14 protein-coding genes and 1 tRNA gene are annotated in these 13,881 nt (G+C 64.3%); 6 read left to right on the top strand and 9 right to left on the bottom strand.

The annotated features are described in order from the left end of the window. Nucleotides 1-17: 17 nt before the first annotated feature. Both rnc and era read left to right on the top strand, forming a co-directional pair. Nucleotides 18-683 carry a ribonuclease III gene (gene rnc / locus AC1DQK_RS00345; RefSeq protein ID WP_477866223.1) on the top strand — a complete coding sequence of 222 codons (666 nt, stop codon included), beginning with the start codon at nucleotides 18-20 and terminating at the stop codon, nucleotides 681-683. Further along, nucleotides 683-1,576: a GTPase Era gene (gene era, locus AC1DQK_RS00340; protein WP_477866221.1), complete on the top strand. Its 894-nt coding sequence runs from the start codon at nucleotides 683-685 to the stop codon at nucleotides 1,574-1,576. Before rnc ends, era begins: the two co-directional genes overlap by 1 nt. A gap of 22 nt (nucleotides 1,577-1,598) precedes the next feature. On the opposite strand, the gene AC1DQK_RS00335 is transcribed toward era, so the two are convergent. Both AC1DQK_RS00335 and AC1DQK_RS00330 read right to left on the bottom strand, forming a co-directional pair. Further along, nucleotides 1,599-2,303 (bottom strand): NAD-dependent deacylase, encoded by a 705-nt coding sequence (locus AC1DQK_RS00335; RefSeq protein ID WP_477866219.1) that lies wholly within the window; start codon nucleotides 2,301-2,303, stop codon nucleotides 1,599-1,601. A 42-nt stretch (nucleotides 2,304-2,345) separates the two neighbouring features. Next, nucleotides 2,346-2,909, bottom strand: coding sequence for a DUF922 domain-containing protein (locus AC1DQK_RS00330; protein WP_477866217.1), 564 nt, complete (start codon nucleotides 2,907-2,909; stop codon nucleotides 2,346-2,348). 108 nt (nucleotides 2,910-3,017) lie between these two features. On the opposite strand from AC1DQK_RS00330, the gene dapB reads away from it, so the two are divergent. The 4 genes from dapB (at nucleotide 3,018) to AC1DQK_RS00310 (ending at nucleotide 5,008) form a co-directional block, all read left to right on the top strand. After that, nucleotides 3,018-3,776 (top strand): 4-hydroxy-tetrahydrodipicolinate reductase, encoded by a 759-nt coding sequence (gene dapB / locus AC1DQK_RS00325; protein WP_477866951.1) that lies wholly within the window; start codon nucleotides 3,018-3,020, stop codon nucleotides 3,774-3,776. Beyond that, nucleotides 3,773-4,447, top strand: a complete 675-nt coding sequence (gene nth, locus AC1DQK_RS00320) for an endonuclease III (RefSeq protein ID WP_477866215.1) — start codon at nucleotides 3,773-3,775, stop codon at nucleotides 4,445-4,447. Before dapB ends, nth begins: the two co-directional genes overlap by 4 nt. Nucleotides 4,448-4,502: 55 nt before the next feature. Continuing rightward, nucleotides 4,503-4,889, top strand: coding sequence for a hypothetical protein (locus AC1DQK_RS00315; protein ID WP_477866213.1), 387 nt, complete (start codon nucleotides 4,503-4,505; stop codon nucleotides 4,887-4,889). A gap of 42 nt (nucleotides 4,890-4,931) precedes the next feature. Next, nucleotides 4,932-5,008: transfer RNA gene (locus tag AC1DQK_RS00310), tRNA-Arg, on the top strand. A gap of 298 nt (nucleotides 5,009-5,306) precedes the next feature. On the opposite strand, the gene AC1DQK_RS00305 is transcribed toward AC1DQK_RS00310, so the two are convergent. From AC1DQK_RS00305 to AC1DQK_RS00275, 7 genes are all read right to left on the bottom strand, one after another. After that, a complete protein-coding gene (locus AC1DQK_RS00305) occupies nucleotides 5,307-6,437 on the bottom strand; it encodes a lysozyme inhibitor LprI family protein (RefSeq protein ID WP_477866211.1) in 1,131 nt (376 codons plus the stop codon). 931 nt (nucleotides 6,438-7,368) lie between these two features. Further along, the gene (locus tag AC1DQK_RS00300) at nucleotides 7,369-7,953 is read right to left on the bottom strand and encodes a 2OG-Fe(II) oxygenase (RefSeq protein ID WP_477866209.1); all 585 of its coding nucleotides are present in this window, start codon (nucleotides 7,951-7,953) and stop codon (nucleotides 7,369-7,371) included. A 24-nt stretch (nucleotides 7,954-7,977) separates the two neighbouring features. Further along, on the bottom strand, nucleotides 7,978-8,994 hold the full coding sequence (locus tag AC1DQK_RS00295) for a DUF4402 domain-containing protein (protein ID WP_477866207.1): 1,017 nt from the start codon (nucleotides 8,992-8,994) through the stop codon (nucleotides 7,978-7,980). Next, nucleotides 8,984-11,605 (bottom strand): hypothetical protein, encoded by a 2,622-nt coding sequence (locus AC1DQK_RS00290; protein WP_477866205.1) that lies wholly within the window; start codon nucleotides 11,603-11,605, stop codon nucleotides 8,984-8,986. Before AC1DQK_RS00290 ends, AC1DQK_RS00295 begins: the two co-directional genes overlap by 11 nt. Before the next feature lie 101 nt (nucleotides 11,606-11,706). After that, complete coding sequence (locus tag AC1DQK_RS00285; protein ID WP_477866203.1) at nucleotides 11,707-12,651, bottom strand: fimbrial biogenesis chaperone; 945 nt, start codon at nucleotides 12,649-12,651, stop codon at nucleotides 11,707-11,709. A gap of 39 nt (nucleotides 12,652-12,690) precedes the next feature. After that, nucleotides 12,691-13,188, bottom strand: coding sequence for a DUF4402 domain-containing protein (locus AC1DQK_RS00280; RefSeq protein ID WP_477866201.1), 498 nt, complete (start codon nucleotides 13,186-13,188; stop codon nucleotides 12,691-12,693). 157 nt (nucleotides 13,189-13,345) lie between these two features. Next, nucleotides 13,346-13,864, bottom strand: a complete 519-nt coding sequence (locus AC1DQK_RS00275) for a DUF4402 domain-containing protein (RefSeq protein ID WP_477866199.1) — start codon at nucleotides 13,862-13,864, stop codon at nucleotides 13,346-13,348. Between the last annotated feature and the right edge of the window lie 17 nt (nucleotides 13,865-13,881).

The following is a 13,881-nucleotide window of genomic DNA, read 5'->3' as shown; positions in this document are numbered from 1 at the left end:
CCGCTAGGAGCGCGCCGATGAATGACGACGCTCTCCGCGGCTGGATCGAATCGACCCTCGGGCATAGCCCCCGGGACGTGGCGCTGTTCAAGCGCGCGCTGACCCATGGCAGCCATGGCCCGGTGCATTATGAGCGGCTCGAATTTCTCGGTGATCGCGTGCTCGGGCTGATCGCGGCGGACTGGCTGTATATGCTGTTTCCCGACGAGCCCGAGGGCAAGCTGTCGCGACGGCTCAATGCGATCGTCAGCCGCGAGGCCTGTGCCGAGATCGGGCGCGAGATCGGCGTCGCGACCCACCTCAAGCTCGGCAAGCAGGCCCGCGACGATGGCGCCGTCGACAGCGACAATGTGCTCGGCGATGTCGTCGAGGCGCTGATCGGCGCACTTTTCGTCGAAGGCGGACTTGTCGCCGCGCAGGAATTCGTCCGCCGCGCCTGGGCCGAGCGGGTGACCGGTCAGGGTCAGGCGCCGAAACATCCGAAGTCGGCGCTCCAGGAATGGGCCGCCGCCAACCGTTGCCGCCCGCCGGTTTACACCACCGGGGCGCGCACCGGGCCGCATCATGCCCCGCGCTTCACCGTCACCGTCGCAATCCCGGGCAAAGCCGAGGCAAGCGCCGAGGGCGCGTCGAAGCAGGAAGCCGAAACCGCCGCCGCCAAGGCCTTGCTGGAGAAATTATAATGACCGAACGCTGCGGCTTCGTCGCCGTCGTCGGCGCCCCGAACGCCGGCAAGTCCACCCTCGTCAACGCGCTGGTCGGCCAGAAGGTCGCGATCGTCAGCGCCAAGGCGCAGACCACCCGCACCCGGCTGATCGGCGTCGCCATCGCCGGCGAGAGCCAGATATTGCTGGTCGACACCCCCGGTATCTTCGCGCCCCGCCGTCGCCTCGATCGCGCGATGGTGGCGGCCGCCTGGAGCGGTGCGCAGGACGCCGACCTGATCGCGCTGGTGATCGATGCCAAGACCGGCGTCACCCACAAGATCGCCGAACTGCTCGACACGCTCGCGGCGCGGCACGAGCCCAAGCTGCTCGTGCTCAACAAGGTCGACATCGCCGACAAGGGTAAGCTGCTCGAGATCGCCACAAGGCTGCAGGAAAAGCTGTCACCGGAAGCAATCTTCATGATCTCGGCCAGCACCGGCGACGGCGTCGACGACCTGCGCAGGGCGCTGGCCGAACGCATGCCCGAGGGGCCGTGGCACTTCCCCGAGGAACAGGTTTCCGACGCGACCGACCGGATGTTGGCCGCCGAGGTGACCCGCGAACAGCTCTACCACCAGCTCCATGCCGAGCTGCCCTATGCATCGGCAGTCGAGACCGAGAAATATGACGAGCGCAAGGATGGCTCGGTGGCCATTCACCAGCAGATCCTGGTTGCGCGCGATACCCAGAAAGCCATCGTGCTCGGCAAGCGCGGCGCGCGGCTCAAGGAAATCGGCTCGCGCTCGCGCACCGAGCTCGAACGGCTGCTCGACCGCAAGGTCCACCTGTTCCTGCACGTCAAGGTTTCCGAGAAGTGGGAAGAAGATCGCGGGCTCTACCGCGAGATCGGGCTAGACTGGGTGGAGTGACGCAAGCAGCCGACGTCGCCAATCAAGCGCCTAACAGCTCGTCCACCCATTGCGGCACCAGCTGGCTCGCGGGCCCCATTCGGCTTTCGTGGAAGAAATAGCTCCCTGCCGATGGCTCGAGGTTGAGTTCGAGAGTCTGCGCTCCGATGTGCCGCGCCGTCTGCACGAAGCCCGCGGCCGGATAGACCGCACCCGAAGTCCCGATCGATACGAACAGATCCGCGTGTCGCAGTTCGCGATCAATCAAGTCCATTTCATAGGGCATTTCGCCGAAGAAGACGATGTCGGGCCGTAGCGCGTCGACGGCTCCACAGGCGCCGCATTCGGTGCCGTCCAGCATCGCCCCGCCGTAGGTGGCACGCACGCCGCACGCTTCGCACAGCGCGGACATCAGTTCGCCATGCATGTGAAGCAACCGCTGCGCGCCCGCGCGCTCGTGCAGATCGTCGACATTCTGGGTAACGATCAGCAGATCGCCAGACCATTCGCGATCGAGCCGCGCCAGCGCCTGATGGGCCGGATTGGGCGCAACCGAACCGAGTGCCAACCGCCGCTGATCATAGAAATCGAGCACCATATCACGGTTCCGCACCAGCGCCTCGGGCGTGCAGATATCCTCGACGCGATGACCTTCCCAAAGACCGCCAGGGCCGCGGAACGTGTTGAGGCCGCTTTCCGCGGAAAGGCCGGCACCGGTGAGGACTACGATGCTTTGAAAGTCGTTCATTTCGGCATGATAGCGCGCGCGCGCGCGCACCGACAGCCGGTGTTACGGAGCAGCGGCAGGAATTTGCGTCATGCCGTGGCGGGTTTCGCGATCATATGCCTCCTGCAGCGCGGCGACGCGGGCCTGGGTCTGCTGCGCAAGCCTGCTGATCGAGTCGCAACCGGCATCGCGCGCCGCCACCTCGAAATCGCCGCGATGATCATAAGCGATGCGGGCATGGCCGGCTTCGTGAATCTCGAGACCCTGCCGGCTACGGCGCCAGAAAGCGAGGCCCTGCGGCGTGACAGACCTGGTCACGAGCCTGGGCAGCAATATGGTGATCGAGAGGATAGCCTGGGGGGAGGCAACCAAGCACCGCGATCCGCTGCGCGATTCTCGCCAGCCCACCTTGATGCTCCAGGCGGTCCGGGCCATGCCTTCCCCATCGCCACTGCGCGGAGCCCGTGCGCGCATCGAGGCATAGATCTCGGCGGGCGTCCGGCCTTCGACATCATAATATTCGAACTTGAGCCGTGGAATGCCCTGGAACGGCGACGGTTCGGCAGCGGACAGCGGCGATGCAAGCGCCAGCCCGATCCCGAAGATGAACAAACTCCTGCACACCATCAACGTCCTCCAGCCACAGTGTGGCGTCGCCGGCTCCCGATGTGAAGCGCTTGCGTCGCCCTGCCTGCGCGGCCATGAAGCGCGCGATAGAGTGAATGGGGCATGGATATGGCGATCATCGGCATTTTGGGCGCAAATGGGCGGATGGGCCGCGCGATCGCCGATGTAGCGGCCGACCTCGGCGCGACCGTGGCCGGGGGGGTCGATCTGCAGGGCGCCGTCCATGGTCCCTATCTGGACACCGCTTCGCTTGCGGCCGCCAGCGAGGTCCTCGTCGATTTCTCGGCGCCGGCCGCGCTTGCCGGCCATCTCGAAGCGGCGCTCGCGGCGAAGGTACCGCTGGTCGTCGGCACCACAGGGCTGCAGCCCGAACATCACAGGCTGATCGACGAGGCCGCCGCGCGCGGTCTGTCGGTCCTGCAGTCGGCGAACACCTCGCTCGGGGTCAATCTGCTCGCCCATCTCGTCAAGGAAGCGGCCAGCCGGCTCGGCAGCGACTGGGACATCGAGATCGTCGAGATGCACCATCGTCACAAGGTGGATGCGCCTTCCGGCACCGCGTTGCTGCTCGGCGCGGCGGCTGCCGAGGGCCGTGGCTCTACCCTCGCCGATCTCAGCCGCTACGACCGGATCGGCCATGGCAACGACAAACCGCGCGAACAGGGCACGATCGGCTACGCCTCGTTGCGCGGCGGATCGGTCGCGGGCGATCACATGGTCGTGTTCGCTGGCGAAAGCGAGCGGATAGAACTCGGCCACCGGGCGGAAAACCGCGCTATCTTCGCACGTGGCGCGGTCAAGGCCTGCCTGTGGATGAAGGGCAGGCCCGCCGGGCGCTATGCGATGGGCGATGTCCTCGGCCTATGAAGAAGGCCGATATCTTCGAGTTCTATCGCCGGCTGGCCGAGAGCGATCCGGCACCGGAGACTGAACTCCATTATGTGAACCCCTATACGCTGCTCGTCGCGGTGGCGCTGTCCGCGCAGGCGACCGACATCGGGGTCAACAAGGCGACCGGTCCGCTGTTCGTCAAGGTAACGACGCCGCAGCAGATGCTCGATCTCGGCGAAGCCGGGCTCAAGGAGCACATCAAGACGATCGGCCTGTTCAATACCAAGGCCAAGAATGTGATCGCCCTATCGCAGATCCTGATGGATCGCCATGGTGGCGAAGTACCGCAGGCCCGCGAGGCGCTGGAGCAGCTGCCAGGCGTCGGGCGCAAGACCGCCAATGTGGTGATGAACGTCGCCTTCGGCGCCGAGACCATCGCTGTGGATACCCACATCTTCCGGGTTTCGAACCGCACCGGACTCGCACCGGGCAAGAATGTCCTCCAGGTCGAGCTCAAGCTGGAAAAGGTCACCCCCCAGCCCTTCCGTTCGCATGCCCATCACTGGCTTATCCTGCATGGCCGCTATATCTGCAAAGCCCGCAAGCCCGAATGCTGGCGCTGCCCGGTCATCGACCTGTGCGCCTATAAGCCGAAGACACCGCCGCCCAGGCTAAGGGGCAACCAACCAGCCGTGGAAAGCGTATAACAGCAGCCGGACGACAGCCCGCGAGACAGACCGACTCCGGCGAGAGGAGAAGGCGATGACCAGGAACATGGCAGGCGCAATCGCGCTGATGGCGGCGGCATTAGGCATATCGGCGGACGCCCGGCCGCTGAGACCCGAGCAGGAAGCGAAGATCAGGCCGGTCGGCGACGCCGTCGACTGCATCCCGCTCCACTCGATACGCAACACACGCGTGCGCGACGACCGCACCATCGATTTCTACATGGACGGCAGGAAGGTGTATCGTAACACCCTGCCGAACAGCTGCCCGCAGCTCGGCTTCGAGGAGAAGTTCAGCTACAAGACCTCGCTGTCGCAGCTCTGCTCGGTGGACATCATCACCGTCCTGCACAGCGCGCCGCTCATGAGCGGCGCGAGCTGCGGCCTGGGCAAGTTCCAGCCGATCAGCGGCGCACCCAAATAAGCCTAGCGGCGGTCAGATCGCTTTGCTAAGCGCAGCGGCGACGCACCCGTAGCTCAGCTGGATAGAGCGCTGCCCTCCGAAGGCAGAGGCCAGGGGTTCGAATCCCTTCGGGTGCGCCAATCGGACCAAGCGGGCCTGAGAAGTCGGGCATGGCCAGCCAGCCCGGCTGCTTGCGGCAGGATCTTGTCACTTGCCGAGTTCACCGCATATCTCCATGAGTCCGAACGAGGGGCCGCTGGGGGAGATGTCATGCGTGGACTGGGTACGGTCACTTCGATTGCACGGAAGGCTCCGCGCAAGCTGGTCATCTGGAGCGCCGTCGCCCTTGTCGTCGGAGCGGCGACCATTGAACTGGCTGCAGAGAGCCTCCTTCGTCTGAAACGGGGCCGGTCAGGCGACTGAATTGGGCGCCCTACCCTACTGGCTGGTGGCATTATCGGCATCGCGGTGGTTCGACGGTTTTACGCCGAGCGTATGGCCGATCCCCTTTAACACACGCCCAACGCTGAAACGGCGCGCCTTCGCCTGCGAGGAGCGGTCCCGCTCGATATCCTCGATCTCGTCGATCCTGCCGCGGTAGATGTCCCCGACGCATTCGGCATCACGACAGCGGTCGCGATCCTTGATGAAATCCTCCCGCGATCGCTGAAGCTTGCGCTTCCCCTTGGCATCGACCGCGGCGTGCGCGTCCTCATATCGCGACGCCATCTGCCGATCGAGTCTTGCCAGCTCGGGGGTAGCACAGATCATCTTCTCGACATCGGACCGGGCATAACGGCATGGGAAGCTCGGCTTGACGATTACCGCCATGTCCTTTGGCGTGTCCCCTGCCTTGTCCTTTGCCTTTTTCCTTTCTTTGTCCTTCTCCCTTTCCCCTTTTCTCTCGGCCTTTTTCTCTGTTTTCCGGTCCTTTGACGCCTCCCCACGGACCGGCGACTGCTTGGCGGCGGCCTTGCTTCCGGCTTTCTCCGGTGGCCGCTCGACCTTCTCGACGGCGCTTGCTGGTTCCGGAGCGGCATCGCGCCGCGGCGGCGACGGGGCATTTGCGGGAGCGGCGGGGACGGATCCTGGCAGATCGGCCCGCGCCAACAGGTCTATGATCGGTGCCGCTCCCGCCACGCGGTCGATGAGCCCACTGCCATCGGGGGCAGCCCGTGCCGCATAGTTGATATCGGCGACGAGTTGCCGTCGGCCATCAAAGGCTTGTTCCGTGCCAGCCGGGACTTCGAGAATCATCCTTCCCCTGCACACTGTGATTTCGAATTGCGGGTCGTGGAAATTCACGCCAGGCCGCTCCACCCGCACTACAGTTCCTCGGGCGAACCGATCGAAGGTGCCGATTTTGCGGTGGCCGACCCGCAGCGCTTCGCTGAATATATAAGCCTTCAGCCGCGCATGGCTTTGCTCGCTGGAGCAGATCCGACGCAGCTTTTCCGGAACCGCCGTTTCCGCGCCTCCTGGAGCGCGCGCCTCGCTGGGCTGACGGTCGCAGCCCGCGAGCAATGCCGCCATGGTCGTCACTGCGATACCGAGATGAATGCCGGCCACACATATCTCCATTCGGATCGTGCGTCACAAGCGCCGGAGCCGCTCGGTTGTTCCGGGGTCAGCCCATCCGGAGGCAGGAGGATCATCAACATAGCTGGGCCGATATTCGGGGCTGCCGCCGTCTATACGATCGATGCCCTCATCTGGATCAACGGATAGCCAGCCTTCGCCCTCCCTTATTCGGATGATCCAACCAGGTGATCGCGCGGCCTGATACATTACAACACAGTCTTCGCGGACGGGACGGATGAGCCTTCGATGAACCGGCGCGCCACCGGATATTAATCCCCGCGCTCATAACAGACGCACTCGCTTTGGGTGGAATGGAGCATTGTCGTGAGCTTCCTTTGCCATTGGGGCATACATCGCTGGGCGAAACGCCTGGCTACTCATAATCCCGTGCGTGTCGTCCGCAGATGCAGGCGCTGCGCGACCGTGCGCGTCACTCGCCTGGAGCGATTGAACGGACCGGCTCTCCAGGAAGAAACCGGCGGGCACGCCGACTTACAATATTAACTACCGAAACAGATACGATCCTGTCGTTTCACTGAGGTTAATCCAATCATGGGTAAATCAGTCCAATGATAGCGAAGAACATGGAGCGCGCGGTCACCGCTTGGCGTAGAGCCGGTATAGAAGGTGGAAAGTGGGTTGTTCGCGCGGACGTTATCGAACTCTTGCGGCTAGGGCATGAGATGGATGCTCCTCGTCTTGCAGAGATGGGAAGAGAGCTGTTTTTCATGGGGATACCGATCGAAATCGGTACTCCTCCTGATGCATCTCCATTCCAGCTCGTCGCACGAGAGCCTGCCGACATGCCCGGCGAGCGGGATCGAGGCTAAGCGGCTCTCGACCCGGTCGCGCCGGGCGGCCGCCCAGACTGTTGTTTTACCGCGGTCTGCGAGTCGATGATTCCATCCGACTGGAATCGCTAGGCTCGATAGAAGCTCGCGTCACGCGTGAACCAGGTGCTCAGCGTGATCCGGTCCTGGCCGACCACCTCGTTGACGCCATGGGCGCATCGCTCGTCGCTCGGGAAAAAAATGAGCGTGCCGCATTGCGGCGTGCTTGCATAATGGCCGCCATGCTCGTTGCGGACGAAGGTTTCGCCGCCGCCATAGCCATCGTTGCAATAAGTGACCGACGTGAAGTGGCGGCAGCTCAGCGTGTCGCCATCGGCTTCGTAGCCGTCATCCTTGTGCTCGGCCATTTTCTTGCCGGGGCGCCACAGCACCAGATCGGTGAAGTGCGGGAAGACGATCGTACGCAAGCTCAGAGCCAGCAGCTGGCAGACCATGATCCGATAGGCGCCGATCAGCTTGCGGAGTTCCTGGTCGTGCCAGTGATCGAAGCTATAAGTATCGCTGTCGTGCCATGGCAGCTTCGCGGCATCGCGTGCACCCTGGTCTCGAGCCGCATGGCTGCGGATCAGATCGCACAGCCTCCGGCAGATCGCCGGATCCAGCGCTCCGTCGAAACGGTGGATGAGCGCCGAACCTGTATCCCGCTTCTCCACGATCCGCGCCTCCTCCGTGCCGCCTTAGTTGTAGACCACGGAGACGTTGAACGTCTGGCTGTACAAGCCGGTGTTGGTGCTGCTCGAGATGGTCACGACGCCTCCTATATTGAGCGCCATGGATCCTGAGACGTCCATGCTGAGAGACCCCGATATATTTGCGGTCAGCGGGATGAGAAGATGGTTGGAGGGCCCGAGCAGATCGACACTCGCGGGAACGGTCAGGGTGAAGGCGGTGCCAGGCTCCCCCTTGAGCGTGTAGGTTGCGGCACCGAACAGATATTGGGTGCCAACCCCGGTCATGCCGATGGGAGGCACCGCGCCGCCGAGCGATCGACCGCCGCCGGTCGCAATGGTGACGGTTCCCGATCCGCTGGGAGGGCGGATGATCGTCCCAAAGCTCAGATCCGTCAGCTTGTTGACCTGGAGCGACCGGCGCACGGTTGCGGTAGCGGATGCTGTGAGCCCCGTCACCGGAACCGTCGGATCCTTGGCGACGCGGACATAGAAGCCGGAACTCGCGGCACCGGTCGTCCCGCCGCCATTGTCGCCGTTGATCGGCAGGTTGACGTCCAGGAAGAAGGTGCGCGTGCCGGCCGCCGACCATCCCGAAAACGAGAAGTCGAGCGATGCGCCGCTGCTGGTCCCCGATCCCACCGTGCCCGTGCCGCTCACCGCGGTGAAGTTGGAGATCGCCAGGGCGCGGCCGCTGGTTGTGCCGCTCGTACCGACCGTCACCCGTGCGAAGTTGGCCGCATTGTTGCACCGGCGGGGATTTCCGCTGCCGTCGACACAGCGGATCGTCACAGCCCCGCGGGTCACCGGGCCTGAATAGACCACCCCGCTTCCCGAAGAGACGGCCACGACGCCGTTGTTGCTATAGGTAGTCGGGCCGGTCGTCGCGGCGACCAGCGTTCCAAATGCCGGAGCGGTGATCGAGTCGACCGTGTAGGTCTGGGCCGGGGCAGGAGCAGGCGCGACCGCCAGCAGCGCGACGGACGATAACAGGCCGCCAATGCATGGGATGCGCCTAACGGGCATCGTCGAACGCCACCATGGCCTGGACGTCGGGTGCCGCGCCGCCCTCGCTTGCGATGGCGAAGCTTACCGGCTTTTCGAGCCGCATCTTCAGCCGCTGCGCCTGCGCATCGACGAGTTCGAGCCTGTAGGTGCCAGGCCGCAGCGAATCGAACAGCACGCTGCCATCATATTCGGTGACGGCTTCGCGCGCCTCGCCCTTGTCGTTCACCGCGCGCAACATCACCGCCGACAGCCCCACCCTCTTCTCGCCGCGCCGGACGAAGATGGTGACCATCACCTCGCCCTTTGCCTGTATGGGATAGGACACTACAGCAACCGTGCCTGCCCGCGGTGTGAATTCGATCACTGACGGCGGTGCGGCGACATTGTCGAGCGCGACATTGTCCAGATTGGTGCGAACCTGCGCGACGCTGCCATAGCCGAGCCCGGTGACGAGCCCCCTCCCCTTGGCGTCGGTGACGATATCGCCTGCGGAGCCCGACATGACGACACCCGCTACCGGCGCCTCATCCTTGTCGAAGCGGCCATTGCCGTTCTGGTCGAGGAAGGCCTGCAGCGCCATGTTGCCGCCTGAAGCAGCCCCTGGCCGCTGCAGCGCATAACCTCCGCCGAGGGGACTGCGTACAAGGCTGAAGGCCAGCTGCAGCCCAATCCGCCAGTCGCTGTGCGGGGCGCTATATTCTGCCGACAGCGCCATATCGGCAAAACCGAAGCGCCTGGTGGCGGCCATCTGGAGCGTAGTCGCACTTTCGCCCGCAAAGCTGTGGCCTGCGCCGAGCCGGAGGGCCGTCTTTTCAGAAAGGTCGCGATCCGCGGTCAACGATATGCCTCGAAATGCGGTGACGGGCAGCACCGTATAATCGACATTGGCGCGCAGCTGCCATTTGAACATCGCAAAGGATGATGCGCTGACGATTCCGGACAAGCGGTTGGTCGGGCTGACGCCCGCCGGGTCCAGACGTTCGAAATCGAGCCCGGTCGACAGGTAGATGCCGCCGACGGGGCTCGATGCCCTGACCAGGCCGTTCCAGCTCAGGTCGCCATTGGCAAACTGGTCTCGCGAAACCCGCATGGAAACCGGAAGGCCGAAGTCCTTCCACGCCTTCAGTTGGAGGTCCATGTCGAGCGCACTCGATCGCGCCAGCGCCAGGCCGCTGCTTCCGCGCGGCACCGTTTCATCCACGAACCCCCGGCGATATTCCGAATGGCGGACCACCGCCGACACCCCGGCCAGTTCACCCGCCAGCGCCAGCGCCAGGCCACCGCCGCCGCGGTCGTCGCGCGCTGCGTCGATCTGCGTGGCGATACCGCGAAGCGAAGTTCGAATGCCGGCCGTGACGAGGCGGCGCTCGCCGAGCCCGGTCGGCGAATAGTTGGCGACGCCGCCCGCGAGGGTCAGGGTTTCCGTCAGGCCATAAAGCAGGTTCAAGGCCACGCGCAGATCGCCGACACCCGGCGAGGTGATCGCGCCAGACTCCTGGCTGCTGAGATTGATCAGCGACTTTTCCTGCTGAGCAGCACCAAAATCGAGAACGAATTGGCCTTTTTCCAGCTGGCCGCCGCCGACATTGACCACGCGGACTTCTTCGGATCGCTCGCCGCGCGGTCCATAGGCGACGATCCGGATGATGTTGATACCGCGGATCAGCGGCACGTCGCGGAACTCGTAGCGGCCCTGCACAGGCGTTGCCTGCCCGCTGCGAAGCACGTCGTTGACGTAGAGCTCGACATCATAGCCGAGCGGCAACTCGCCGCGCAGGTCGATGCGGCCGAACACGCTCTGCTGGCTGAGCGCCGCGGAGCTGAAGGAGATGCCGCGTCCGCCAAGGCTCCGCGGACCCAGCGATAGCGCCGGCGTGAATGTGTCGCCCACGGCCACCCGCGTCAGCCCCAGCGGGCCCAGTGCATTGCCGCCGGCATCCCGGCGCTCGAGCAGGGCCCGTGCCGTGACGGGCTTCCCGGCCTGGTCCGAACCAACATAGCCCTGGAAGTTGCTGAACAGCAGATCGCCACCGGCGCGAACGTCATACCGATAAGGCGTATGCGGAGTCCGCTTCTGCCCCCCGCCTTCTAGCGAAACGTCGAAACTTGGCAGGGTGGCCAGCGCCGCGGCTGATGTTATCCGGTAGACATCCTCGCCACCCCCGCCGTCGCCCTTCAGGCCCCGCATGTTCTTGAGCCGGGCGAGCCGCGACTGGATCGGCAGTGCTTCCAGCGCCGCAAGCGTGAGCCGCAGCGCGGCGCCGTCATAGGTGGCACGAACCGGCAGGATCTTCTCGAGCAGCGCCGCCCGCACATAGATTTCATTGGCGCCGACGACGATATCGCCTGGCGACAGCGGCTGGCTGGTCGCCGCCACGCGTATGATGCCGCTCGCCACATCGACCAGAACCGGACGCCGCGCCTCGCCGATCGTCCCCACGATCCGGCGTTCGCCAAGCTGGACGGTGAGATCGACGTCGAGCAGCCGCGACAGCTCTCCGATCGGAATGAGCAGCCCCTCGGCGCTGTCATAGGCCCCCAGCGAGTCGGTCAGGCTGAGCTGATCGAGCATCACCTCGACCAGCAGCAGATTATCGTCGGTGAGCAACCCGGGCGTCGGTTGCGCCACGGCTGCGGGCGCTATCGCTCCGATGTCTGTCGTTTGGGCGTTTGCAGGGAATGATACCGAAGCAACTAACAGATACAGGACCGCCGCATGCGGCGGCCGGCTCACGGTGCGGCGAGAGAAGCCTTGCTGAGGATCGCACCCGGTGCGGTATCATCGTCGCGGAATTGCACATCGATCTGCTCGCCCGACGCGGGAATCCGCGTGAGGACGATCCTGACCTGTCGCCGCTCGATCTCCGGATAAACGCCGATCCCGCGCACTGCGCCGATCGGCACGTCCCCCTGCTTCTTGCTTCCCCTGACCTCAATGTCGCCGAACAGCGAGTTGGCCCCCTGCCTGACCAGGTCGAACTTCAAGACCGCCGTCCGCACCGGCTTGGCACGGCCATCAGTCGAAATATCCTCGAAATCGATCGCCGGATGCTCGATAGCGGCGCGGACATCGATTGGTCCGACCCGCAGGATGACTGGGATCGAGATCGCCAGGACGGAATTGATCCGGAAGGCGAGCCTGCCCTCGCTCTGGGCGGCCGCCTGTTCAGCGGTCAGCCCGGTATCGGCGGGCGGAATGCCGGTCACCGTAAGGTGGGTGCGATATTCACCCGGCGCCAGCGTGGTGGTCGCTGCCGCGCGGATGCGGATCGCCTGGCCGACGCCGGGCGTCATACGGATGCGGCGCGGCGTCAGGACCAGATAGGGCTTGGCAGATTTGAGCCGAGCCGCCTCCGGACCCTTTGCCTGCGACAGCGGCACGATCTGGCCGTCTGGAAGCATCACGCGGTCGATCATCTCGACGTCGAAGCCGCCTGTGCCGCCGGTGCTGGCGATGGAGACCGTTGCCGATTTACCCGGCCGGTCGAAGGTAACGCGCTTCGGCGTCAGATTGACGCTCGCTCCAGGAGACGTGGCAACCGCGCTGCCACCGGGGACGCCCTGCGCCGACACTCCCGCGGAAACCGCGAAGAGCATGGCGCCACCGGCGACCAGTACGGCGTTTCGCAATTGGCAGAGCGCGCGAGGCGCAGCTTTCATGCCGGTCAAACCCATATCTCTACATCGTCCCGAGCTGTGCGGCGGCGGCCATAATCAGTTATATTGAATGGTAACTTTCAATATGCCCGCATAATCACCTGCGGTGGCGGAAGGCGACGGTTGCACCCGACCGCCGACATCAAAGGCAAGCTCACCCATACCATCGGCCGAAGCCGTCAACCGGCTCTCTCTGGCCAACCCCGCCAGGTTCATGGCGGGGTTGAACGCAACTTCCCCTTCGCCGCTCAGCCGCGACAACGAAATCGCGGAAGGCACGGCAATCGAGATAACCTGATCCTTGTCACCGATAATGGTGAAACTCGCCTGCTGCAATCCCGCCCGACTGACCACGCGGGCAATGTCGCGCAGCCCGGATTCCGTACCGATCCTGACCCGGCCGATACCGGCAAGACCTTGCGGCAAGGGCAGGCTCATACCGCCGGCGGTGATGCCGATATTGGTCGTCAGCGGCAGCGTCACCGCACCGATAACAGTCTGCTGCTGAGCAACCGCCGAACCCGGCGCAAGGATAGACGCGCTCGCGCTCGTCAAGACGGAGGAAACGGCCCAAAGCGGGGCAGCGTCTGCCGACAGCGAAGCCAGCAGCGCATACCGCAATGACCAGAGGCACAATCGGCCCATATGACTCCCCACAACGCCGACGGCATGACAGCCGTCGGACGCTTATACCCCCAAAGCCTTAAGGGACTTAGTTGTATTGGATCGTCGTATCGAAAGTACCCGTGTAGAGGCCCGTCGCCATCCCACTGGTGATCGCGAAGCTACCGCCGACATAGAGCGGACCACCCACGAGGCTTCCCGCGCTGCCCAGCGATCCCGAGAAGCTGCCCGTCGAGCTCAGCGAAGAGGTCAGCGTCACGGTGATGCCGCCCATGTCGAAGGTCGGTGGAACGGTGATCGTGTAAGCCTGATTTCCTTCACCCGCAGCGGTGTAGGATGCGCGCGCATGGCTCGACGAAGCCAGCAGCGAGGCTCCGGTGCCGGTCACGACGGGTGTGTCACTCCCAACGCCCATCGTTACTGTGCCGCTGCCAGTCGACGGTCGGATGACCGTTCCGAACGAAAGGTCGGTCACCTTGGTCAGGCTGATGCCGCGGATGATCGTTACTGATCCGGTGGTGGTCTCGGTGTCCGTAGACTGCGCGAGCACAGGAGCAGAAGCGCCGACCATCAGGACCGCCGCAAGAATCTTGCTGAAATTATTCATGATATCCCCCAACAAAT

It is taken from the genome of Rhizorhabdus sp. P4_G5 (assembly GCF_056401065.1).
Note: the sequence above shows the minus strand (reverse complement) of the source record. Positions and strands in the feature narration are given on the sequence as shown.

What these genes read in the sequence shown, in the direction of transcription:
- rnc (WP_477866223.1), top strand. Translation starts at nt 18, where the DNA reads ATGAATGACGACGCTCTCCGCGGCTGGATCGAATCGACCCTCGGGCAT.
- era (WP_477866221.1), top strand. Translation starts at nt 683, where the DNA reads ATGACCGAACGCTGCGGCTTCGTCGCCGTCGTCGGCGCCCCGAACGCC.
- AC1DQK_RS00335 (WP_477866219.1), bottom strand. Translation starts at nt 2,303, where the DNA reads ATGAACGACTTTCAAAGCATCGTAGTCCTCACCGGTGCCGGCCTTTCC.
- AC1DQK_RS00330 (WP_477866217.1), bottom strand. Translation starts at nt 2,909, where the DNA reads ATGGTGTGCAGGAGTTTGTTCATCTTCGGGATCGGGCTGGCGCTTGCA.
- dapB (WP_477866951.1), top strand. Translation starts at nt 3,018, where the DNA reads ATGGCGATCATCGGCATTTTGGGCGCAAATGGGCGGATGGGCCGCGCG.
- nth (WP_477866215.1), top strand. Translation starts at nt 3,773, where the DNA reads ATGAAGAAGGCCGATATCTTCGAGTTCTATCGCCGGCTGGCCGAGAGC.
- AC1DQK_RS00315 (WP_477866213.1), top strand. Translation starts at nt 4,503, where the DNA reads ATGACCAGGAACATGGCAGGCGCAATCGCGCTGATGGCGGCGGCATTA.
- AC1DQK_RS00295 (WP_477866207.1), bottom strand. Translation starts at nt 8,994, where the DNA reads ATGCCCGTTAGGCGCATCCCATGCATTGGCGGCCTGTTATCGTCCGTC.
- AC1DQK_RS00285 (WP_477866203.1), bottom strand. Translation starts at nt 12,651, where the DNA reads ATGGGTTTGACCGGCATGAAAGCTGCGCCTCGCGCGCTCTGCCAATTG.
- AC1DQK_RS00275 (WP_477866199.1), bottom strand. Translation starts at nt 13,864, where the DNA reads ATGAATAATTTCAGCAAGATTCTTGCGGCGGTCCTGATGGTCGGCGCT.